We start from the raw sequence: 21,407 nt of genomic DNA, 5'->3' as shown, positions 1-21,407 counted from the left end.
GAATCATTATAGGAGCGAAAAGTGGCGTTGTCGATTAACAAAGGTTAACTCTTTTTAATAAAGCTGATGCTACTACTGTCATAAGAAGCTCATGTTATCCTCTGCCTTCGTTTTGGTTCGACAGTATAATTCATCTAAAATATCCCACTATAAGAAGGAAGGATTGCCAAATCAGGAGGAAGATGACCATGAAAACCCCTATTTCGTTTATTCAAACGGTCATGATCTTGATGCTCAGCACGGGGCTGATGAACCATGTCATCATCATTCCGGTTCTGCTGGATGCGGCCGATCGGGACGCCTGGATGTCCATACTTCTTGCGGGAGCATGCTCTCTAGCGTGGATTGCCATCCTGTCTTTCGGAATCCGTAAAATCGGCAAGCAGCCGATATTCGAGATGGTCTCGAAAGCTTACCACCCTTTCGTTGCAAGGGTGCTGGCCGGAGCGGTAGCGATCTACCTCTTTGCGATATGCACGGTCACGACCCGGGATACCGTCTACTGGATCCACCAGACCTTTTCCCCTGAAACACCGATTCTGGTGTTCGCCTTGATTTTTCTCTTCATTTCGGTGGCCAACGCGTACCTTGGTATCCAATCGATTGCCAATACGGCCAGCGTTCTGCTGCCCGTGGTCGTCCTGCTCGGCTTTTTCGTCATGTTTTCGAACACTCCGCATAAAGATTATTCCTTGCTTAAACCGCTTCTCGCCCATGGCATGCAGCCGGTGTGGCGCGGGGTGATCTATGTCGGAGCCGGCTTCTCGGAAGTGATCATGCTGTTCTTCATGCATCATCACATCAAAACCCGCCTGTCGTATCTATCTTTTATGATCATCATATTCCTGCTGGCAGGCCTTACCTTTGGGCCGCTAATCGGTGCCATCACGGAATTCGGGACGGACGAAGCGGCCAAGCTGAGGTTTCCGGCTTACGAGGAATGGAGACTGCTCACGATCGGCCGCTACATCGAACATCTGGACTTTTTTAGCGTGTACCAGTGGTTCAGCGGCGCGTTCATCCGGATTTCCCTCACCTTGTTTCTCATGCTGGACATATTCCGGATCCAGAGCAAAAGGGGAAAAGCCTGGATGCTGGGCTGCCTATACGCGGTCATCCTTTTCATCTCAACCATGCCGATCAGCGATCAGGCATTTTTAAAAATAATGTCCAACTATTTGCTCCCTATCTCGCTGTGGGGAGTGCTGGCGTTTTCGGTGATTATGGCCGGACTCATCCTGCTGGCCAAGCGAAGGGGGAAAGCAGCATCATGATCAGAAAAAGCAGCCGGAACGGTTCAGCGATCGATGCTTTGGTCTCCCGCTTATTCGATTCGAGTGCGGATATTAAGAATATAACCCTCCAGCTATCCAATGCAGACTACAGCGTTCAGCTGCTGTACTGCCAAGGGTTGTGTGACGTCAACAAAGTGGAGCAGGATATCATTCCTGCGCTGAAGGACATTTCTGAAGATATTTTTCGATCGGACCAGATGAACCTGCAGCAGAAGGTTCCATTTCACATGAAAAACCTGCCTGAAAAAGGCCGTGAAGAAGCCATCAAGGAAACGGTGCTGAACGGAAATCTTCTGCTCCTATTCAAACCTACGTATCAGTTTTACTCGGTGACCGTAGCCGATCCGCCCTTACGGCAGCCGGAGGAGCCCAATACAGAGGTGTCGTCCCGCGGACCGCGGGACGGATTTGTGGAAGATGCATATACCAATCTGGCCTTGATTCGAAGAAGGCTCAAGACTGAGATGCTGGCGGTTGAAGCGTTCACGATCGGATCCGAAACGTCGACCGAGGTATTTCTGATGTACCATAAGGGTGAAATTCAGAAGAACGTACTTGATGAAATTCGCTCCAGGCTTACGCACGTACGTACCAAGGGCCTGATCAGCAATACGCAGCTGGAAGAAACGTTGACAGGCTTTTCCTTTTTTCCGCTGATGTCCTACACGGGCAGACCGGACTACGCCGTAAACGCGCTGCTTCATGGCAAATTCGTGCTGGTGATGAACGGTTCGCCGACGGTGGTCTTTGCCCCCGTGACCTTTAACCTTCTGCTTAACACGTCGGAAGACGCTCATTACGTCAATGTCTTTGTGGCCTTCACCAGATTATTAAGAATAAGCGGGGTTTTGCTGTCGCTTTTTTTGCCGGGCTTTTGGACAGCGGTTACGACATACCATCAGGATCAGATCCCTTTCACCCTGCTGGCGACCATCGTCAATTCCAGGCAAGGCGTGCCGCTCCCCGTCCCTTTGGAGGCTGTGGTGAGCCTGCTGCTATTCGAGATTTTCAGGGAGGCGGGGATGAGATTGCCTTCATCCTTCGGACAGACCTTGTCGGTCGTCGGCGGGTTGATTATTGGCCAGGCGGCCATTAGCGCCGGGATTGCAGCACCGGGAACCATCGTCGTTACGGCGATATCGGTCGTATCCACCTTTACACTGGTGAACCAATCCTTGGTCACGGTGGTAAGCTTGCTAAGGCTGGCGATTCTGCTGATCAGCGGGTTTCTAGGACTGTTCGGCACGCTGACGAGCCTGCTGGCGCTCGTCCTGTTCCTGGTCAATCTTCGATCCTTTGGCACCCCTTATTTGGCCCCTCTATCCCCACCGCAATTTAAGGAATGGTTTAAGGTCCTTTTCCGCATGCCTTGGGGCAAAGGAAAATTCACCGACCAATCCGGAAACAAAGGATGAGTAGAGGCATGAGAACGATAAGATGCATTTTAACTGTGATCCTGCTCTCCACGCTGCTGACCGGCTGCTGGGGAACGAGGGAAATCGATCATATGATCTATGTAAATACACTAGGCGTAGATTATGTCAAAGACAAAGTCGTCGTGTACATCCAAATGGTTAACTTTGGAGGGATTGCCAAGAAAGAATCGGGGCAGTCCCAACAGCAGAAGACCTATGTCGGGAAAGCTGAAGGCGATGCGTTCGACGCCGCGGTATTCAACCTGTACGAATCGAGTCCGCAGCGAATTGTCTGGAGCAACGTGAAGTCGGTTGTCTTTACCGAGAATGCATTAAAGCACGGACTGATCGATCAGGTTTTTGACGTATGGGACCGGTATTACGAGTTTCGTTATACCGTATGGGCAATGGCCACTAGGGAACCCTTGGAGCGGGTGCTCAATGCGACGTCAACCAGCGAACTGTCCGCCATATACTCGCAGCTGAACAGCCCGATGCGGTCTTATGAACAAAGCTCCATTGTCGCCCCGCTGTATATGTACAAATTCATTTGGAAATGGAAAGAAAAAGGTGAAACGGTCCAACTGCCTTACCTGGAAACCGTATCGGGTTGGACCGACAACCAGAAGCAGTCCCCTAACAACAGCATGGCCGGCGTATGCTTTCTGGATCATCAGAAGTTCCGGAGCTGTCTTCCGGCCCAAGATATCCTGGGACTCCGCTGGACGGAGAAAAAAACGATAAGAACGCCCCTGATCATCAAGGAAAAAAAGAAAATCAAAGCCGTCATCGTCATGAACAACATCAAATCTTCGATCCGGCCACGTACCGTCAACGGGAAACCTGTCTTCGATATCAAGGTTTCCATGCAGGGTACGCTTCCGCAGCTGAGCACAAGCCTTCATCGACAACAGCTTGAGCTGCAGGCTGCCAAAGAAGTCAAAAGTCAGATCATGGACACGTATGTAAAGGGGTTGGAGAAGGACATTGACGTGTACAGCCTGTCGGCAAAACTGTACCGCAGCATGCCCAAGGAATGGCAGGAACTCAGCGCCAAAGGCCAATTAAAGCTGGATCGGGGCAGCATTGGTATCATTACCGTCAAGGTGAATTTGATCAGCGGCGGTATTTCCAAAATGCGATGAAATGATACAGCATTACTCCTGTTGAACCAAGGGATATTTTTCGCGGATGAAGTCAAGGAAAGTTTCCGATACCGGGGTAAGCGGCCTGTCTTTTTTCCATACTACGCCGATCGGAAGCTTGCATGCCGGGTCATCGACCTTCACCCAGTGCAATTGATGATTTTGAACACCTATCGTCTTCGGCAGCAAGGCAACTCCAAAACCCGCAGAAACGAGCCCGGCCACCGTATCCAATTCGTCCGCTTCAAATACGGTGTTCGGGCGAATCTGTTTTTTTTCGAACAATTGGTTGATGGTGAAATTTAACCCGCAGGTCGTCTTTAAACCGACAAAAGGCTCATCCTGCAGCTCCTCCAAACTGATTTGGCTTTTGCTGCTCCACCGATGATGCTGCGGAAGGGCCAGAAATAATTCGGGCATGCCGAGCAAATGCCAGTTGAACTTGTCATCCAGCAGCTCGGGCGTGGAAAGGCCGAAATCGCATTCGTGATTGGAGATGAGCGTAAGCAATTGTTGATTGGAGCTCTCATGAAGCTCAAAACGGATGTCGGTATAACGCTCCCGAAAGGAACCGAGCAGGCTCGGGATCAGCTGAGCTCCGAGCGTATGCAGGAAGCTAAGGGAAATCACACCCGCCTCCGGATTGATTTGGTTTGCGATCTCCTGTTTGGCTTGCTCAATTTCACGAAAAGCATGTTCGGCCCGTTCCAGAAAAAGGCGTCCGAACCGGTTCAGGACCAGATTACGTCCACTCCGTTCGAACAAAGCCACGCCCAGCTCCTTCTCCAAGCCTGCAATGGAACGGCTCAAGGCAGGCTGGGACAGGGATAACTGCTGTGCCGCCTTCGTCATATGCTGCAGCTTCGCCACCGCAATAAAATACTCAATCTGCTGCCACTCGATTTTCATCCCCTCCTCATCCATTACATTTATGCATGATTTATATACGAATTATAAATTAGACGAAATGAATGAACAAGGATACGATTCTAACTATAAGGAGGGATCGCAGATGACGTTCGATAAGCAGATGCTAAACCACTTGCGGCAGCCCGTGTCTTTTACGGTAACTGGGGGCGGTGGCGTTAAGCTCCATGTCGAGGAATCGGGCAATGTCCATGGCCGCCCGATGCTGTTCCTGCACGGCGGATCGCAGTGTAGCTTGTGTTGGAAGAAGCAGATTCATTCGGAGCTTGCTCTGGATTACCGCCTGGTAACGATGGATTTTCGCGGACACGGGCAATCGGATAAACCGGCGCAAGGGTATGCCGATGGACGGCTGTGGGCAGAGGATATTCATTCAGTCATCCGAGAGATGGGATTGATTCAACCGGTATTGGTCGGGTGGTCATTCGCGGGAATCCCCCTTCTCGACTATATCCGGGAGTATGGGGAGAACGAAATTGGAGGTATCCTGTTTGCTGGTGCTTTAACCCGGCTGGGCAGGGAATCCTTAATAGCCGATATGGGAAGCGACACGCTGAACATGTCGGCGGGCCTCTTCTCCGACGAACCGATGGTTCGGATCAACACGCTGGACCAGTGGCTGGGGCAAAGCGTGTTTTATCACACTTTGACCCGCGAGGAGCACTATCTCTTTCTCGGATCCAATGTGGTCGTTCCGGCATTCGTACATCAAGGAATCTTTAACAGGCAGATCACGAACGACGATGTATTGTCGTCGATGACGAAGCCCGTTCGGATCACGCACGGAGCCCAGGATTGCACCGTGAAGCTTGAGGCCAGCCGGCGAACCGCTGAAATCATCCCCCATTCCGGGGTATCCCTGTATGAAGAAGCAGGACATGCGGTCTTTTGGGATCAGCCGGAGCGCTTTAATCTGGAACTCAAAGAGTTTGTTGATTCGATCGGGCAGAGCTGAATCTGAAACGCTGAATCGATGCTCAGAGCTTAATTTTCTGCAAATCATCCATCATTTTTCAAGAGAGGCGGCATCAAAAATGAACACTTATCAAGCATTAACGGTAGATTGGAAAGGGGAAAAGCTGAAGCCGGAAATACGGGGCTATTCGCTGGACGATCTGCCGGAAGGAGACGTAACGATCCGTGTTGCATACTCAGGCGTGAATTATAAAGACGGGCTGGCCAGCATCCCTGGAGGCAATATCGTGAACAGTTACCCGCATATTCCGGGAATCGACTTGTCCGGAACCGTCGTCGCTTCGTCTGATCCTGCATTCCGTGAGGGAGACGAAGTCCTCGTTACGGGATACGGATTGGGGGTATCCCATCCGGGTGGCTTCAGCAAAATGACGCGGGTTCCCGCTGCTTGGGTCGTCCCCCTGCCGCCGGGTATGTCGGCGAAGGCAGCGATGGCGGTCGGCACCGCCGGGTTCACCGCTGCGTTATCCATTCACCGGATGGAGGAGAACGGGCTGGCTCCCGGCCAAGGCCCTGTGCTCGTGACCGGCGCCACCGGCGGCGTGGGAAGCTGGGCCGTCGCCATGCTGGCGCGGTCAGGTTATGACGTGACGGCCAGCTCCCGTAAGAGCGCTGAAGCCGAGTATTTGCAAAAACTAGGCGCCACCGAATGCATCTCGCCCCAAGAGCTGGAATTGCCTGAAGGACGCTCCCTTCATCAGGAGCGGTGGGCCGGTGCGGTCGATCCGGTAGGCGGGGCTCTTCTGCCTCATGTCCTAAGATCGGTCCGTTACGGAGGCTCTGTCGCTGTCAGCGGTTTTACCGGGGGAATGGACTTCGCCTCATCGGTACTTCCGTTTATTTTACGCGGCGTTAATCTGCTCGGCATTGACTCGGTGCAGAGCCCTATGGAGCTCCGGCGCAAGGTGTGGGGACGGATCGCGGCCGAGTGGTTGCCGGAAGAAGAAATGCTCGATTCCGTCGTTCACGAGATTGCGCTGCCCGATCTGCCGGACGCGTTGACTCAAATTCTTCAAGGCCGCATGCGGGGCCGGGCTATCGTGAACCTCACTTGAGCAGCTTGTCATGGTAAAGCATGAGACGTGTACTGGAACGCTGGTCGCTGTTAACGGCCAATCCGGTCACGTCTTTTCAATTGTTAGGAGTTAAATCATTTATCATATAATTGAGCAGTTCTGCGTACTCGATCGGCGATCTCTGCCCTTATGTGTTCAGGTTCCAATACAAGGACATTCGGCCCAAAACTTAGAATCGTATCATATAGCCAACTATCCTCCAGAAACTCCCCTTTAACTTGAAGTGAGCCGTCAGGTAAAGGGGTGATCGATTCCGCTTTGAAGTAGTCCTGTACTCTAGTTCTTACCTGCGGCTGAAAATGTAACTCCAAACGAGTAACCGGACCGCGATCGTTCCATAAAGCCTCTAAATCCTCGATCGTTTTATCTCGGCGAACAAAGCTCTCTAAGGCAATCCGGAGGTTGTTTATTCGGGATAATCGAAAGATTCGATAATTCTTCCGAGTCGTACAATACCCGTACACATACCAATGATAACCTTTTAATGCTATCGTCATCGGTTCTATTTTGCGAGCATAATATTCGCCAATCGTGTTTGGGTAATCAAATTCAACCATCAGGTTGTCCTTAATGGCTCCGCGCAATTGTTCTATAATGTCTTGTTCCGATCGTCCGTGCCCCCACGGATTAAAGTCTACGATCATTTTCTGCTTATGCTCCTGCATTTGATCACGTTCCGCTTTTACGATAAGAGCTTGTACTTTATCCATTAACAGTTGGATCTTCTGATCATCCAGTGAGGAGAGCATCCCGTTCAGAGCCGTCTCAATCACAAACAGTTCTTCAAAAGTCAGCAGCTGACGGTCTAGTTTATAATGATCGATCAGTCCGTAACCCCCAGCGATCCCCGTATAGGATACGATAGGGATACCCGCCTTATTAATTGCGTCGATATCTCGGCAGATCGTTCGGACCGATACCTCAAAGCGTTCGGCGAGTTCCTTGCCGCTTATTCTATCGCGCCCCAACAGCAGCGTCACGATAGCAAGAAGCCTGTCGATTTTCAAGGCCCTTGTCCTCCATTCCCGCTTCACACTATAGTTCAATACACACTCATTAAAACACAAAACGTTGGCCTAAAAAAACCGAACAGTTAATGACATAATGATGTCGTAAACGGTATAGTACAATGTCACTGCACCTTAAACGAAAGGAGAGGCAAACCTTGATGAATCTAATGATTACAGACAACAAGTATTATCACGCTCCGGATCACCCCGAACTGATTGAGCTTGAAAGCAACCTTTATCTTACAATTTCCGATCAGGGTGCCCCTGGCGGATCTGCCCACCTGGCTGCTGTACAAGCACTTCACACCTCTGCATACGGAGTCAAATCACTGATGATGATGGAAGGCAAAGATTTTATCGTGCCGGTTCTGGAGGGGCTCTGGTGGGTGGACAGCAATAAGCCTGTTCGGGAAGTGCCAATGGAGCAATGGTATTGGAAACTGCTCATACGAGTTCCCGACTACGTGACGGAGAGCCATTGGGAGAGGACCAAAATAAATGCGATCATGGACAATCCGCTCATTCAATCTATCGTCCTAGAAACGATCAATGAGGGTAAATGCGTGCAAATGATGCATAACGGCCCCTATGATCGGGAGCAGGAAACCGTCGATTTGATTGAGGCATTTATGAAGGAACATAACCTGGTACAAAACGGGCTTCATCATGAAATTTATATTTCCGATATCATGAGCACCCCTCCGGAGAAGGCAAGGACCATTTTACGACACCCGGTAAGAAAGGGCACAACATAAACCAGAAGGTGAGCCTTGAGGTCGGATCACTTCGCTTGCCCGTAATTTGCCAAAAGGAGGCGGCAATCGATTGGAAGTCAAAAATGGCGGCGCAGGGATAACCCCCTGCACCGCCATTTTTTCAGTTCCATTCGAGCAAAATTACTGCGGGCGCTCAATCGTGAATATGTCCCCGATCCGCGCGTAATGGTTGCCGGCCAGCCGGCTAACCGCAGCCAGACGCCGAGCGTCGATTCGGCCGTTCTCATACAGATCCTCCTGGATATGAAACTGAACGATTCGGGCGATAATGAAGTCGCATCCGTCAGAACCCGTTCCGCCCAGCTCAAGCGCTTGTTCGAGCACACACTCCATCCGTATCTTGGCTTCGGCGACGCCCGGAACAGAGACTTTGGTGCTTTTGACTGGCGTCAATCCGGCTAATTCGATTTCGCTGTGGTTCGGAGGCAGCTTGGCCGCGGTTTCATTCACTTGCCGAACATTCTGCTCATCCACGATATGAACGACTAACTCCTGGAGGTCGCGAATGTTTCTGGCCGTATCCTTAAGTTCGCCGCCTGACCGCTGAATGGACAGGGAAATCATCGGAGGGTTACTGGACACGATGTTAAAGTAGCTGAATGGCGCCCCGTTCAATACGCCATCCTGTGATTTCGTCGTCACAAACGCGATCGGCCTGGGAATGATGCTGCCAATCAGCAGCTTGTAGTTATCCCTTTCGCTCTGGGCTTGGGGATCGATGGATATCATACAGGTTGCCCCTCCCTTCAATTAGTCCAGTGTTCTGACTTCAAACGGAAGCAGAACCCGTTCAAGCTCAGCGCGGTGAGGTTCGTATTGCGCCGGCAGCATCAGCTGCTGTCCCATCGTTTCCAAAGTCTCGTCGTGGGCAAATCCTGGAGGATCGGTGGCAATTTCAAACAAGATTTCGCCATGCTCTTTAAAGTAGACGGCATTGAAATAGTTGCGATCGCGTACATGCGTCACATGATAGCCGTTGTCAGCAACATAGCTTTGCCAGTCCAGCTGATCCTGATCATCTTTGGCCCGCCAGGCAATATGGTGAACCGTTCCGACCCCCATCTGGCCGCGGCCTGCCGAGGCCAGCTTCAGATCGATGACGTTGCCGATATCTGCGGTAGAGCGATACCGGGCCAAATCCCCTTCTTTGCCGATGAGTTCCAGACCCATCACGTTCTCCAGCAATTCCGCCGTCTGCTCCGGATGCGCAGAATACAGGGTCGCGCCTCCGAATCCTTTGATCGCAACGTCCGCAGTTACGCTGCCAAAGCTCCAGGCATTAGGCTCCCCTTCCTCCCGCTCAACGATTTCCAGATGGAGTCCGTGCGGATCGTCAAACGTCAAGTACGTTTCGCCAAAGCGCTGCGTTTTTGTAAAAGGAACCTGAAACTGCTCCAGCCGTTTTTCCCAGAAGGACATCGCACCGGCAGGAACAACATAAGAGGTTACTCCAACCTGGCCGTCGCCGATTTTGCCCTGATACGCGTTTGCCCAAGGGAAGAATGTAATGATCGTCCCCGGTTTGCCGCCTTCATTGCCAAAGTACAAATGATAGGTACCCGGATCGTCAAAGTTGACGGTTTTCTTTACCAGGCGAAGCCCCAATACGCCGGCATAAAAATCGACGTTTTCCTGCGGATGACCTACAATTGCTGTAATATGGTGAATTCCCATCGTTTTTTTACTCATTTTAAATTCCTCCGGTATCTCGTTATTTGGATATGATGATGGTTAAACCTGCGCATGAAGCTGATGCTGGATTTTTCCGAGCAGCTGTACGAAGGTTCCCGACTCCTCTTCAGACAGTGATCCGAACCAGCTGCTCAACCCGCTCCTGATGTCTCGGCATGATGGACTGCATGAACGCTTCCCCGTCGGGGGTAAGAACCAGATGGATCACCCGGCGGTCGTCAGGACACGGTACCCGTTTGAGCATATTCTTGCGCTCCAGCTTATCGATCACATACGTCATGGATCCGCTTGACACTAAAATGCGCTGCGCCACTTCGTGGATCGTCTGCTTACCATGGAAGTAGAGGACTTCCAATACTGAAAATTCCGTAACGTGAAGGTCGGTTTTCGCCAGCTCGGCTCTAATGCATTCCTGGATTTCTTTAGAAGTCTGCATTAACGCCAGGTACGCTTTATTTTTGCATGTCGATTGCATCCGATTCCCACCCTTCAAAAACCTTAAATTAATTTGTCTTTAAATTGAGATATTTGATTATGAGAAAATTCTATGCTTAAATGCGGTTGGTGTCAACCCCCTTTTTTTCGTCTTTCTGAATAACCCCTTCCCTGCCTCAGTTAGCCGCTTCTAGAGGGTTTGTCCAGAGTTGATGATGTTTAAATCGACCTTGCATTTCACGGTAAGATGAGCATACTCTTCATACCAGTCAAGTTTCTTCCAGGACGCATAACTCATACTGTTGCGCACATAAGCACCAATCCCGATGCTGTCCACCTTGTTATCCTGCAAAAACTTGATCATCTCTTCGGCTCTGCTCTCTAGATGCCTGGCTGCCTGCTGCAATAATGTATTTCGGTCCGCATCACTGTGCAGCTTCAATTTTCCGATATACTCGAGCACCGATCCGGACGCCTTGATATGAATCATCACCATGGGTTTGCCGCTCTTGTCGCGAAGAACATCGATCTTCCGGTCACTCTTCAGATAGTTGAAGGTGATCAGCTCTTTGTGCTGTCCTTCCGAGGCCAGATGGATTGTCATATCCGCATGCCGCAGATTATGTCGTAACAAAGCCAATATGTTCAAATCATCCGGTTTGATCCTGGTAATATATCTGTCCCCTCTAAACAGTCCTACGCCGGAGACCGTAATCGTATCTCCCGCGTCTTTGATGATGGGAGCGATCGGATCAATTCCGTCATCGTAATAATCCCGTATGAATTCGTACAGGGTAGCCTCAGGCACCGTTTGATACGCCGCTTCCTTTTCCAGCAAAGTATAAATGTACCGGTCGGTTCGGGGGTGCTCCTTGTAATTTTTTTTAAGCAAATCATAGGCATCGCCATCAGCCAAAGTAATCTTGACTTTAGGCGGAATCGATGGATCTCGGCTCAGTGTATCCATTTGGTCCAAAAGACCGCCCTCGGCTAAAGGCAGGCTGAAGAGAAGGTTCCGCAGCTGTCCGTTAACCAGCAGCAGACTGGTTTGTCTGACCAATTTCGGTTGTGAGTCCTTACTGCTGTGGGCGATGGCTTGCAGCACCTCCCGGTCCGTCTTGGAGTTCGGATCTGCCTTGGGTACGCTCAGTCCGATTTTAAAATTATGGTCCGGCAAAAGATCATAGCTGATCGTGTGGCAAAATCCGGTTCTCTCCAATATGTGCTGATCGTCGCATCCCGTAAGCATGGCAAGGGTCAACAATAATCCGGGCCATCTTTTGTTCATGATTGTAATTCACCTCTGCTTCGTTGAATAAGCAACAACAGGATCAAAGCAATCGGGAAGCCGAAAGCAAGACCGGTTTCTATGTAAGCTGCGTAATTCAGCCACCTCTGTGCCTCCATCAGCACCTCCGGGATAAAGGAGATCACATAACCGAACAATATGATCAAAAAGCTTAATACGGCATTTTTTAATTTGGGGAACATCCTTTTCCCGACCTCAACGGCAGCCCAGCTGTTCATCACCGTTGTGATCATGGTCGTAAACAAGAGAAAACCGTAAAGCAGATTCTCAATGCGTTCTATGAGCGGAAGGTGAACATACGCAAACAAGACCAGAATCGGGTATTGCAGCACCTTCAGATAGCCCAAACTGAAAAAGCCAAATGAGACGAAGGCAATGAACGCATATACGATGGTCACCAGCCCGCTGCTTATAAATGCCGACCGCATTAGATGCGTTTTTTTGTCCGCATATGGAAAAAGCAGTATGGTCAGCTCGTATCCGAGAAAAGCCGGATACACATCGAAAAACCCTTTGATTTTGTCCGGATTTCCACCTTGAAAAATGAAAGGCGTAAGCCGGGTCCACTTAAAGTCATGATAGTAAAAAAAGAACAAAAAAAGGATCCACACCGTGATGATATAAAAAACGGTCGAAACTTTGGCAATATTGTAAATTCCCTTATTAATTAATAAATAGGCAAGCACACAAAAAATAAACATAAAGATCATCGGATGGGTCGAAGGAAAAGCGATAATTTGAAAGATAAATATGTACTCCTTCGCGGCTAAACAGCCGATCGTTACCCAGAAACAGCATAAAAAAAGGTAAAGCGGGAACAGAACGATTTTGGGAATCGACCTTTCCAGCGTTTCAAATACGGATTTCCCTTTGGACAGCCGATAAACAACAGCAATGATCGCGGTGTTTAGAAATACAAAGGCCGCCATAATGAATATCGCAAGCCAACCGTTCGTTCCAAAATGCTGGGCAAGCATTCGGGGAAGGCTGAAGCTGAATACGCCGACTTGGGTCATATAGATTAATATGGTGGCGTGAAACGCAGATAACTTCTCCTTCATGAGCCGTCACCTACCTTCTGGGCTTTTGTCTTATCCGGTTTGGAGTCTTGGATTGCGTAGGTCTTTCATCCAGGATAAAAAATGGAGCCCGGATAAACGTATCTTTCCAATCCCTAAACTTAAACGGGGCAACGGGAGTTAAATATGACGTACCAAGGCTGAGCACTCCCCCAAGATGAATAATGATCGCGGTGAAACCGATCGCAATCCCGAAGTTCCCCCATATTCCTGCCAATACGATGATTCCGAAACGGATGATTCGAATCGAGCCGCTCATGGCATAACTGGGAATAACAAAGGAGGAGATCGCAGAGATCGCCACGGCGATAATTAAAATATTACTTGTCAGACCGGCCTGAACGGCTGCCTGTCCTATCACAATCCCCCCGACGATACCGATGGTTTGCCCGATTTTAGTAGGCAGCCGTGCGCCGGCTTCCCTTAGCAGCTCGATCGTGGTTTCCATCAGCAGAGCTTCGTATAAAGGCGGAAAGGGAACCCTGCTTCTGGATTCCGTTAACGGGATCAGAAGATTTTCAGGAATCATCTCATAATGATACGTCGTGACGGACACGTAAAGGGCGGTGAAGGCCACCGTGATGATAAAGGCCACGAATCTCAGCAGGCGGATCCCTGTACCGACCATCCATCGTTGGTAGTAATCGTCCGAGGAAGAGAAAAATTCGAACACGGATGTAGGGGCACTAAATGCTGAAGGACTCCCGTCACAGAGCCCGACCACCCGCCCGGATACTAGCTTGGATGCAATCGCGTCCGGACGTTCCGATGTAATGAATTGGGGAAACACGGATTTCGGGCTGTCCTCTATGCATTGGATGAGCATTGAGGTGTCATACACGGCGTCCATTTCAATGGCTTTAATTCTGCTTATCGCCTCATGGACATAATCCATGTTTGCAATTCCTTCTATATAAAGGATAAACACATCCGTTTTGGTGACTTCCCCCACGGACAACTGGATCACTTTTAAATGTGAGCTTCGAATTCGGCTGCGAATCAGGGCCAGATTCGTTCCCGCCCGTTCTGTAAAAGCATCATGGGGACCGGTTATGACCGTCTCCGTTTCGGATTGGGTAACGGCGCGCGATTCAGGGCCAAAAACATCCACTAAATAGGCGGATTGCCCGTAAAAGATAGCAGCCCGCCCGGAAAGAATCCCTTTAATGATTTGCTTGCTGTCCTCATTTTTGGAAAACTGGCTTTGCTCCAACAAGTCGGATACTTCATCTTCACCAGCCTGCATTATCGGGGTTAATACGTCGCGAGTCAGCTTGTCCATATCCATCATGGGACTAAAGTACACGATATCAACTTGAAGTTTGGGGTAAGCTCGATGCACCAGATCGGCGCAATCGTCAAATTGCTCCAGCGTATGTTGAAGGGATGGTCTTTCATTGTTTTCCGTGTATGGTGTGACAATCGCTTCCTGTGATTTAGATTCATCCTTGAGCATGGCTTTCCATAGTTGTTTGATAAATGACATTTGTCGGTCCCCTTGCAGCACGGTTTATGAATCTTTCTCATCATTTTCGCCATCTCGCAGAACCCATATACTTGAGAATCGTTGCGCATGCGTATATGAGCCAATGACGGCAAAAAGCGAAAACTCCCCTTCGGACGGCTGCACAGTCGCTGTGCAGCCGCAGGAAGAGGAGCAGATCCTGCCGTTATTTTAAGATGATCTCAATTGAAATTATGTCCCGGTTCAAACTCAAACCGCTGTGCCGCTTCGTCAAGCTGGCCGTCAAACTGGTAACGTCATCCGCTATCCCTTAACAGATCAGCCTGCAGCGAAGAGTTACCTTTCATATGAGTGGTTCGACAACTTGCCGTCACGAACTCATGTCTTCCTGCCAAAGAAATCTCAATGATGCGGCACCTTCATCAGCTGTACCGGGCCAATCAACCCGGACGGGAAGGACTTGCCGTCGTAGCGGTTGGCCAGGCTGTTCGTGACGGACACACGCAGGCGGTTCGTTCCGGGAAGCACCGCCGTTTCGGCAAGGTCAAAAATGTAAGGCTTCCACATCCGGACCCCCGCCTCCCTGCCGTTCACCTCGAGCTGAACGAATTCATGAGCATCGCCGAGATCAAGCAGGAGTTCCGACCACGCGGACGGGTCTGCGAGCTCGAGGCTCCGCTCGTAAACAACGGTTCCCGAGAAGTGGTCCATCCCTTCCCAATGAGTCCATGACGACAGCGAAGGGAGCTCCCCGGTCCATGGACCATCCATCACCTGCCAGCCTTCCGACAGGTCCTCCACCGATACGTCCCCATCCCTCTTGCTTTTCGCCGGCTCCACTCTGAAGCCTGTCCCTTGGTCATCCGAGGCCGGATCCACGGCAAGGATGATGCATTCCCTGCGCTCTATACGTAAGTCAACGATCTGTCCATCCTCTGTTCGAAGCGTCCCCGCTGCTTCGCATTCCCCTGTCCAAGGCCGCCAATATTCCGCCGTACCGGTGTGGTTGATCCGCAAGTTACCTTCGTATCTTTGTTCGCCCTCATTGACGATGACATAGAAACAGATATCGTTCTTCATCACCCGAGTGATCCGAATCGCTTCCGCGGCGGGTTCGAGCCTATGCTTCCAGCCCAGCCTGCGCCCCAGCGCTTCCGGAACCTCTTCGGCACGGCTTACCTCGACCTGGCCGATATGCGCGCTATCCTTTCTTTCAGGACTCCATTCGATGATCACCCCGCCCTGATCGGCAAACGTCCTCAGGAATTGCAGGCTGGACGGCGCAAGCCGCAGGGAATCCTCAATCAGGAGCGCTATATACCGGTAACCGGCAATCGCAATCGTCCCGTCCTCTAACTCGCAGAAGGTGTTCAGCAGCGATTCCTCCAAGTAATTGAACTCGATCTGCTGCTCATACAGCGGCTTGACGATTTGCCAAGGCAGGTGCTTGGCCCCCGCCAATACGGCGACCTCCGCTCCGTTTATGCCGCCCGTCATCATCCAGCTCATCCGCTTGATGTATCTTGCGAACCGGCCGTATTCCGGCCACCATATGTTATGAGGTCCGACATCCGGCGGACGCTCGTCCCTGCGCTCCCCACGGATGGAGTAATAAAAGGCATGCGGGCTGATCAGATTGACACCCCGGACGAACAGCCAGTCCAGGTACCATTTCATATTGTCGGCGGTCAGCGACCAGCCGCCCTCGATTCCGCAAACGCCGAAGCACTCGTTCAGGTTTCTTCGTCTTCCCCGGTGGCGGGCGGCATCCGATGAGCACTTGCCCATGGTGCTGTGCACGCCGGTGAGCGACTTGCCGTCTTCGGGTGCAATGTACCTCCAGACGACATCCTGCCCGGGAATATGAAAATGCTCCAGCAGCCCGATGTCGTCGCTTCCCGCCGGATGACCGGTAAGACTGATGCCGTGCGCTTCGCACCAATCGGCAATCTGCTTATAATACGTGCGACCCAGCCGGTTCCGAACCGCCGTTTCGTAGGCTTCGCGGACCGAAGCAGCCGATTCTCCCGTCTCGAACCATAGCGCCGGCAAATCCTGCTCGCGAAAGCCGCCTTCGATAAGCTCATTCAGGAAGCCGTTCGTCCATGGCTTCAGACCCCTGATATGGCCGCGGCCGAGCAAATCCGGTTCGTCGGTGAAAAAGGCGAATATGGTCGATCCAAAATAGTGATGCAGCTTTTGATAGTATCTTTCATGCGTTATCGTAATAAAGCTTTTCACCGCATCCGGATTCAGCAAATCGGCCGCTAATGGGGCGTCCGGCTCGCCATCGTCCTGTCCGGGATGAACGCCGCGGATGGTTCCCCGCGATGGAGTCTCGATGAACAATAAAACCGACCAATTTCCTACGGCCGGCGGCGTGAACGACACGCCGTCGTTCTCACATTCGAGCACGATTGCCGTTTCAACTTGAGCCTCACCTGCAGACGGCTTGATGACGGCTTGAACCGACACCAGCGTCTCCCCTGGGGACAGCGCGATGGGGACCCTGACGGGGCCTACTCCTTTATCGCATGGGATCTCCTGAAGCCGCAACCCCCGGCTGGCAAACCCGGGATTCTGCTGCACGACGAGTCCGCAGGCGGACCCGGAAGGATACATCCCTTCATCATACAGAATGACCCGCATCCCCAGATCGGCGGCTTCCGATACGGCTGTTTCGACCAAGTCCATGTACTTCTCCGACAAATAAGGGATCTCTCTGGGCATGCCCATCCGCGGGTGAATGACGAACCCTGCCACCTCTTTGGCATAAAAATCATGGATTTGGCGGATGATTTCCTCCTCGGTCAGGGCATCGTTCCAGAACCAAAAAGGAATAGGGCTGAATTCAGCAGGCGGATCGGCAAACTGCTGTTTAAGATTTTCGATTTCCGTCATGAACTGCACCTCATTTTCACGTTGATCAGCAATCCATACCTGTAGAAATACGCATATGGAATTCTTTTTAGGAAGCGGTTTCAATTCAAACTACAACGATCTTACCGTCATGCAGTGGAAAGGACAATATTAAAATAGTGCGAAATCATATAATAATTTGGACTTCAGGGCTGCGCCTCCCCAGAATATCACCTGCTGCCGGACGTGAAAAAAATCAAGTTTTATGATTATCTGGTGTCGTGAGTATCCCCGTGCATCCTGTTCCCCAGAAGAAATAAAGCCGCCGCACCGGGCAGCATGTGCTCCAGTACGGCGGCACCCATGCCAATACCGTATTACTTAATGACCATATCCCCCGGTCCCCAGTATGCCTTCATCGAAGCGATGCTGCCTTGTTCGTCGAAGGTCATCACTTCAATGACCGGTATGGAAATGGTTTTCCCTTCAGCTGAGGTCGTAATTTGCAGCGCCATGGCTCCCGAATTGCCGTGAGATCCCCGTATGGGTCCCTCAAGCCGGATTCGGGTATTTCCATTAACCACCTTTTTGTAAAATTCAGCGATTGCGGATTTCCCTTCTACAGCCGGTGAACCGACCGGATCTTCCACGGTGGCTTCTTCCCCAAAAAGGGAAAGCACGCCTTCCACATCATCCTGATTGAAGCGGTCAATATACTGTTTCATCACGGTTTTGATCACGTCTTCCTGCGGCATGGTTCCCCTCCTATGAACAGATTTTTCATGGGTTATTTGCGATGCTCGCCCAAATGGTATTGTATACCTCCCTTCGTCCGTATGCCAATGGAGCGCACCTTATTCATGAAAAGCAGGGTCGGCTTCCTGTTAACAGGCGCTCTCTTTCCACCCATTTTTTCGGACTATTTAGTCAAAATATTATTGACCATTTAGTCCGGAATTGTTATATTAGGTCCATACCTTTGGCGAATTGCTAAACAGGTCCAATCCACCGCAGAAAGCGAGGCATCTGAAATGAGCACGATTTCTTACGCACAAGCAGAAACGATCATGCAATTGTTCACAGATCGTATTAAGAACAAAGATTATGAAGGTTTTCTAGATTTATTTGATGAGGATGTCATTTTCGAATTCCCTTACGCGCCTGAAGCGCTAACGCAACTTTTAAATGGTAAAAGAGCGCTGAAGGAGTACCTGGAAAGACTGGACACCCTCCTTGAGATTCGTTCTTTTACCGAACCGCTTATCCATGTATCGGCGGAATCTCCGGTATTTATCGCCCAGTACAAAGGAAGCGGGACGGTCCTCTCAGATGGTAAACCATACGAGCAGAAGTATATTTCTGTCGTAGAGGTTAAGAACGGAAAAATTGTCCGGTTTCAGGACTACTGGAACCCGTTAGCACTTTGATCATCATCCAAACGATAAAAAAGGAGCTGTTCTTATGCATACCGATTCATCCAATCGCATTCTAATCACGGGAGGACAAGGAAAAACTTCCTCCCGCCTCGCCCAGCTTTTGATCAACCAAGGCTGCTCCATCCGGATTGCCGGACGAAGTCCGTCCAACATGGAGAATGCGCTGGCAGACCATGTTCGCTTTGACTGGTACGACGATTCCACCCACGAAGCAGCCCTGCAAGGTGTTGGTGCCATTTATCTCGTCGCCCCGACGGGCATGCACCCGGATAAAGTCATGATCCCTTTTATCCGCAAAGCACTGGCCGCCTCTGTCCGCCGCTTTGTCCTGCTGTCCAGCGCATCTGTCACGGAGCAGGGGCCGGTCTTCGGCCCCGTCCATCAGTACCTGAAAGAGCATGTGCCTGAGTGGGCCGTGCTGCGGCCATCCTATTTCATGCAGAACTTTACGGAAGCAGGACATGGCCATACGATTCGCCAGCAGGGAGAAATCATCACCGCAGCCGGAGACGGCAAAATCGGCTTCGTTGATGCGGATGATATTTCAGCCGTCGCCTTCCATGCGCTGACGGATAAGGAACCGCACAATACGGAGCATATCATTACGGGCCCCGAATCGCTCAGCTATGATGAAGCCGCAGCGATAATCAGCCGGGTTACCGGCCTGGCCGTCAAGTACAGCCGCATTACGGAAGAGCAGCTGGCACAGTCGCTTACAACTGTCGGTATTCCGAATGATTACGCCGAACTCCTGGCTGATCTGGATCGCCGTATTCGGACGGAAGGCGTGGAAGATCAGGTTACGGACACGGTTCTGCGAGTAACCGGGCGGAATCCGCGGTCGCTGGAGGATTTTATCCGGGACAACCGGTGCTGGCTGGAGAAGGCTTACGTCTGAGCAACGATGTATAGTTTCGGGCTGTTGATTAACCAATAAACGCTAGCAAAAGAATAGCTCGACTTTATTACGGTCATGGAGCGGGCTTACGGCAAAGAACGATTGTTCATAAGCAGAAGAACAATCCTTTGTCATAAGTCCGTTCCGTTTCCGTAAGGGACCATCTTGCTTATGCAATAAAGATATTCAGAGGCGCAATCTCACCGCAAATAATAAATATAATAGAACGGGTAATCCTATTGCCGATAGTATTGTAATTGCAGTACGTACTTTTTTCTTATCCCGTAATATAAACATTAAAAACGTATACCCTAAAACACCGACGAATCCACCCAAACCATTTAAAATGATGTCATCAATGTCTGATGCTCCAATGCCTAAAAGACCCTGAATGATTTCAATAAATAAACTTATTATTACTATGAATAGCAGATTGGTTGTTCTTTTATTGTTCTTAAATAACGACAAATAGGTGCCGAGAGGAATAAAGATAACGATATTGCCAACCACATTAGCAAAAGCGAATTTTTTTATCGTGGCAGAGTTGCTAAATATATAGTCCTTTATACTATGAAAAGGGATGAGATTGATCGACCTATCTACAGTCCTTTGACTATTGAACAAATCCACAAGCGAAACCCTTGATAAGAACAATAATTTACATAAAAAAAGGATGTAACAAATGAACACTGCATATAAAAAGGCAGTTTCCATTCTCTCTTGTGTACTCATCATACTTCCGTTTTTCATTTTCATTTTTCCCCGCCTATGCTCCAGTGTTCAGTTCACAAAATTCACATCGGCTTTGGCTTTAAGCCGCCCTACGTGTAAAACCATTCTACTACGCTTGTAATAGCTTATTTACTCTTTAAGCAACATGAAGAAAGGCTATCCCCATGATCATGACCGATGACCACGGGATTGCCCTTTTTGTGCACCGCTTCTATTCAACATGACTTTTACTTGGATTGACGACCGACAGCACGATCTCCATGATCCCCAACAGGTTCTGTTCATCCATCCCCATCTTTGCCGCAACGACCAAGGATATCCGTTCATGCGCCAGAAAGCGGGCCAGCTCGCGGATATGGGTTTCCGGATCTATCTCGCCCCGCTCCTTCCCGCGCTCCAGCATGCTATAGAAAGCCTGCTCCACCTGTTCGGTGTTGGAGCGGATATAGGCGGCCAGCTCCTCGTCATGAGGCGCATACTCAATCGCGCTGCTGATGATAAAGCACTCCCGGCGCAGCTCCGGGTCCGCCAGAGCGCTGATCATCGCAGTGAAAGCCAGCTTCACTTTATCCATAACCGCACCCGGCTGGTCCATCAATTCCAGCAAATCGCGATTTTTTCGATCCATATAATATTTGACGGCTGTCACGAACAGGTCACGCTTCGTGCCGTACGTGTCATACAAACTCTGGCGGGCGATGCCCAGCCCGGTTAGCAGGTCCGGCAGCGTAGTGCCCTCGTAGCCCCGGCTCCCGAAAACCTTCATCGCTTTATGCAGAACTTCATTCGTATCAAATGCTTTGGTTCTTGCCACGCTCAGCTCCCCTTTTCTCTCTCATCATAGGGCAAATTACGGGGAGCTGCAACGTCAGCGGCAGCTTTG

Annotated in this window: 20 protein-coding genes; 8 read left to right on the top strand and 12 right to left on the bottom strand. The window is 50.5% G+C overall.

Annotated features, from left to right (window positions below; genetic code table 11):
* Nucleotides 1–188: 188 nt before the first annotated feature.
* Genes IAE55_RS19605 through IAE55_RS19595 form a run of 3 tightly spaced genes read left to right on the top strand, consistent with a single transcriptional unit; the run spans nucleotide 189 to nucleotide 3,855 of the window.
* The gene (locus IAE55_RS19605) at nucleotides 189–1,274 is read left to right on the top strand and encodes a GerAB/ArcD/ProY family transporter (protein ID WP_200633641.1); all 1,086 of its coding nucleotides are present in this window, start codon (nucleotides 189–191) and stop codon (nucleotides 1,272–1,274) included.
* Nucleotides 1,271–2,710 carry a spore germination protein gene (locus IAE55_RS19600; protein ID WP_200633640.1) on the top strand — a complete coding sequence of 480 codons (1,440 nt, stop codon included), beginning with the start codon at nucleotides 1,271–1,273 and terminating at the stop codon, nucleotides 2,708–2,710. Before IAE55_RS19605 ends, IAE55_RS19600 begins: the two co-directional genes overlap by 4 nt.
* A gap of 8 nt (nucleotides 2,711–2,718) precedes the next feature.
* Nucleotides 2,719–3,855, top strand: a complete 1,137-nt coding sequence (locus tag IAE55_RS19595; RefSeq protein ID WP_186381812.1) for a Ger(x)C family spore germination protein — start codon at nucleotides 2,719–2,721, stop codon at nucleotides 3,853–3,855.
* Nucleotides 3,856–3,867: 12 nt separating this feature from the next.
* On the opposite strand, the gene IAE55_RS19590 is transcribed toward IAE55_RS19595, so the two are convergent.
* Nucleotides 3,868–4,764: a LysR family transcriptional regulator gene (locus tag IAE55_RS19590; RefSeq protein WP_186327559.1), complete on the bottom strand. Its 897-nt coding sequence runs from the start codon at nucleotides 4,762–4,764 to the stop codon at nucleotides 3,868–3,870.
* Between the two features lie 103 nt (nucleotides 4,765–4,867).
* Between IAE55_RS19590 and IAE55_RS19585 the strand changes: the two genes are divergently transcribed.
* Both IAE55_RS19585 and IAE55_RS19580 read left to right on the top strand, forming a co-directional pair.
* On the top strand, nucleotides 4,868–5,737 hold the full coding sequence (locus IAE55_RS19585) for an alpha/beta fold hydrolase (protein ID WP_186381810.1): 870 nt from the start codon (nucleotides 4,868–4,870) through the stop codon (nucleotides 5,735–5,737).
* A gap of 79 nt (nucleotides 5,738–5,816) precedes the next feature.
* Nucleotides 5,817–6,812 (top strand): acrylyl-CoA reductase family protein, encoded by a 996-nt coding sequence (locus tag IAE55_RS19580; RefSeq protein ID WP_145156534.1) that lies wholly within the window; start codon nucleotides 5,817–5,819, stop codon nucleotides 6,810–6,812.
* 95 nt (nucleotides 6,813–6,907) lie between these two features.
* Here IAE55_RS19580 and IAE55_RS19575 read toward each other — a convergent pair whose 3' ends face one another.
* On the bottom strand, nucleotides 6,908–7,840 hold the full coding sequence (locus IAE55_RS19575; RefSeq protein WP_200633639.1) for a helix-turn-helix transcriptional regulator: 933 nt from the start codon (nucleotides 7,838–7,840) through the stop codon (nucleotides 6,908–6,910).
* Between the two features lie 161 nt (nucleotides 7,841–8,001).
* On the opposite strand from IAE55_RS19575, the gene IAE55_RS19570 reads away from it, so the two are divergent.
* Nucleotides 8,002–8,598, top strand: coding sequence for a GyrI-like domain-containing protein (locus IAE55_RS19570; RefSeq protein ID WP_200633638.1), 597 nt, complete (start codon nucleotides 8,002–8,004; stop codon nucleotides 8,596–8,598).
* Between the two features lie 141 nt (nucleotides 8,599–8,739).
* Here the strand turns inward: IAE55_RS19570 and IAE55_RS19565 are convergent, their stop codons facing one another.
* From IAE55_RS19565 to IAE55_RS19530, 8 genes are all read right to left on the bottom strand, one after another.
* Nucleotides 8,740–9,348 (bottom strand): flavin reductase family protein, encoded by a 609-nt coding sequence (locus tag IAE55_RS19565; protein WP_200633637.1) that lies wholly within the window; start codon nucleotides 9,346–9,348, stop codon nucleotides 8,740–8,742.
* A gap of 21 nt (nucleotides 9,349–9,369) precedes the next feature.
* On the bottom strand, nucleotides 9,370–10,308 hold the full coding sequence (locus IAE55_RS19560) for a ring-cleaving dioxygenase (RefSeq protein WP_200633636.1): 939 nt from the start codon (nucleotides 10,306–10,308) through the stop codon (nucleotides 9,370–9,372).
* 109 nt (nucleotides 10,309–10,417) lie between these two features.
* Nucleotides 10,418–10,786 (bottom strand): MarR family winged helix-turn-helix transcriptional regulator, encoded by a 369-nt coding sequence (locus IAE55_RS19555; protein WP_234489707.1) that lies wholly within the window; start codon nucleotides 10,784–10,786, stop codon nucleotides 10,418–10,420.
* A gap of 150 nt (nucleotides 10,787–10,936) precedes the next feature.
* Nucleotides 10,937–12,034, bottom strand: a complete 1,098-nt coding sequence (locus tag IAE55_RS19550; protein WP_145156528.1) for a Ger(x)C family spore germination protein — start codon at nucleotides 12,032–12,034, stop codon at nucleotides 10,937–10,939.
* The gene (locus IAE55_RS19545) at nucleotides 12,031–13,116 is read right to left on the bottom strand and encodes a GerAB/ArcD/ProY family transporter (RefSeq protein ID WP_200633635.1); all 1,086 of its coding nucleotides are present in this window, start codon (nucleotides 13,114–13,116) and stop codon (nucleotides 12,031–12,033) included. Before IAE55_RS19545 ends, IAE55_RS19550 begins: the two co-directional genes overlap by 4 nt.
* Before the next feature lie 10 nt (nucleotides 13,117–13,126).
* On the bottom strand, nucleotides 13,127–14,620 hold the full coding sequence (locus IAE55_RS19540) for a spore germination protein (RefSeq protein ID WP_234489706.1): 1,494 nt from the start codon (nucleotides 14,618–14,620) through the stop codon (nucleotides 13,127–13,129).
* Nucleotides 14,621–15,001: 381 nt separating this feature from the next.
* Nucleotides 15,002–17,500: a glycosylhydrolase-like jelly roll fold domain-containing protein gene (locus IAE55_RS19535; RefSeq protein WP_200633634.1), complete on the bottom strand. Its 2,499-nt coding sequence runs from the start codon at nucleotides 17,498–17,500 to the stop codon at nucleotides 15,002–15,004.
* A gap of 335 nt (nucleotides 17,501–17,835) precedes the next feature.
* Nucleotides 17,836–18,213, bottom strand: coding sequence for a nuclear transport factor 2 family protein (locus tag IAE55_RS19530; RefSeq protein ID WP_076168916.1), 378 nt, complete (start codon nucleotides 18,211–18,213; stop codon nucleotides 17,836–17,838).
* A 276-nt stretch (nucleotides 18,214–18,489) separates the two neighbouring features.
* On the opposite strand from IAE55_RS19530, the gene IAE55_RS19525 reads away from it, so the two are divergent.
* Both IAE55_RS19525 and IAE55_RS19520 read left to right on the top strand, forming a co-directional pair.
* Complete coding sequence (locus tag IAE55_RS19525) at nucleotides 18,490–18,885, top strand: nuclear transport factor 2 family protein (RefSeq protein WP_200633633.1); 396 nt, start codon at nucleotides 18,490–18,492, stop codon at nucleotides 18,883–18,885.
* A gap of 34 nt (nucleotides 18,886–18,919) precedes the next feature.
* Nucleotides 18,920–19,792 (top strand): ergot alkaloid biosynthesis protein, encoded by an 873-nt coding sequence (locus tag IAE55_RS19520; protein ID WP_200633632.1) that lies wholly within the window; start codon nucleotides 18,920–18,922, stop codon nucleotides 19,790–19,792.
* Between the two features lie 186 nt (nucleotides 19,793–19,978).
* Here the strand turns inward: IAE55_RS19520 and IAE55_RS19515 are convergent, their stop codons facing one another.
* Both IAE55_RS19515 and IAE55_RS19510 read right to left on the bottom strand, forming a co-directional pair.
* The gene (locus tag IAE55_RS19515) at nucleotides 19,979–20,548 is read right to left on the bottom strand and encodes a VanZ family protein (RefSeq protein WP_234489705.1); all 570 of its coding nucleotides are present in this window, start codon (nucleotides 20,546–20,548) and stop codon (nucleotides 19,979–19,981) included.
* Between the two features lie 187 nt (nucleotides 20,549–20,735).
* Complete coding sequence (locus IAE55_RS19510; protein WP_200633631.1) at nucleotides 20,736–21,338, bottom strand: TetR/AcrR family transcriptional regulator; 603 nt, start codon at nucleotides 21,336–21,338, stop codon at nucleotides 20,736–20,738.
* Between the last annotated feature and the right edge of the window lie 69 nt (nucleotides 21,339–21,407).

Origin of the sequence: Paenibacillus sp. S28 (genome assembly GCF_016624415.1) — a bacterium.
GTDB lineage: Bacteria > Bacillota > Bacilli > Paenibacillales > Paenibacillaceae > Paenibacillus_AQ > Paenibacillus_AQ favisporus.
This window is presented reverse-complemented; position numbering and strand designations above follow the sequence as displayed.

Coding starts and splice junctions, on each gene's coding strand:
- IAE55_RS19520 (WP_200633632.1), top strand. CDS start 18,920: ATGCATACCGATTCATCCAATCGCATTCTAATCACGGGAGGACAAGGA.
- IAE55_RS19535 (WP_200633634.1), bottom strand. CDS start 17,500: ATGACGGAAATCGAAAATCTTAAACAGCAGTTTGCCGATCCGCCTGCT.
- IAE55_RS19600 (WP_200633640.1), top strand. CDS start 1,271: ATGATCAGAAAAAGCAGCCGGAACGGTTCAGCGATCGATGCTTTGGTC.
- IAE55_RS19595 (WP_186381812.1), top strand. CDS start 2,719: ATGAGAACGATAAGATGCATTTTAACTGTGATCCTGCTCTCCACGCTG.
- IAE55_RS19580 (WP_145156534.1), top strand. CDS start 5,817: ATGAACACTTATCAAGCATTAACGGTAGATTGGAAAGGGGAAAAGCTG.
- IAE55_RS19590 (WP_186327559.1), bottom strand. CDS start 4,764: ATGAAAATCGAGTGGCAGCAGATTGAGTATTTTATTGCGGTGGCGAAG.
- IAE55_RS19540 (WP_234489706.1), bottom strand. CDS start 14,620: ATGTCATTTATCAAACAACTATGGAAAGCCATGCTCAAGGATGAATCT.
- IAE55_RS19545 (WP_200633635.1), bottom strand. CDS start 13,116: ATGAAGGAGAAGTTATCTGCGTTTCACGCCACCATATTAATCTATATG.
- IAE55_RS19605 (WP_200633641.1), top strand. CDS start 189: ATGAAAACCCCTATTTCGTTTATTCAAACGGTCATGATCTTGATGCTC.
- IAE55_RS19530 (WP_076168916.1), bottom strand. CDS start 18,213: ATGCCGCAGGAAGACGTGATCAAAACCGTGATGAAACAGTATATTGAC.
- IAE55_RS19525 (WP_200633633.1), top strand. CDS start 18,490: ATGAGCACGATTTCTTACGCACAAGCAGAAACGATCATGCAATTGTTC.
- IAE55_RS19515 (WP_234489705.1), bottom strand. CDS start 20,548: ATGAAAATGAAAAACGGAAGTATGATGAGTACACAAGAGAGAATGGAA.
- IAE55_RS19555 (WP_234489707.1), bottom strand. CDS start 10,786: ATGCAATCGACATGCAAAAATAAAGCGTACCTGGCGTTAATGCAGACT.
- IAE55_RS19550 (WP_145156528.1), bottom strand. CDS start 12,034: ATGAACAAAAGATGGCCCGGATTATTGTTGACCCTTGCCATGCTTACG.
- IAE55_RS19570 (WP_200633638.1), top strand. CDS start 8,002: ATGAATCTAATGATTACAGACAACAAGTATTATCACGCTCCGGATCAC.
- IAE55_RS19585 (WP_186381810.1), top strand. CDS start 4,868: ATGACGTTCGATAAGCAGATGCTAAACCACTTGCGGCAGCCCGTGTCT.
- IAE55_RS19565 (WP_200633637.1), bottom strand. CDS start 9,348: ATGATATCCATCGATCCCCAAGCCCAGAGCGAAAGGGATAACTACAAG.
- IAE55_RS19560 (WP_200633636.1), bottom strand. CDS start 10,308: ATGAGTAAAAAAACGATGGGAATTCACCATATTACAGCAATTGTAGGT.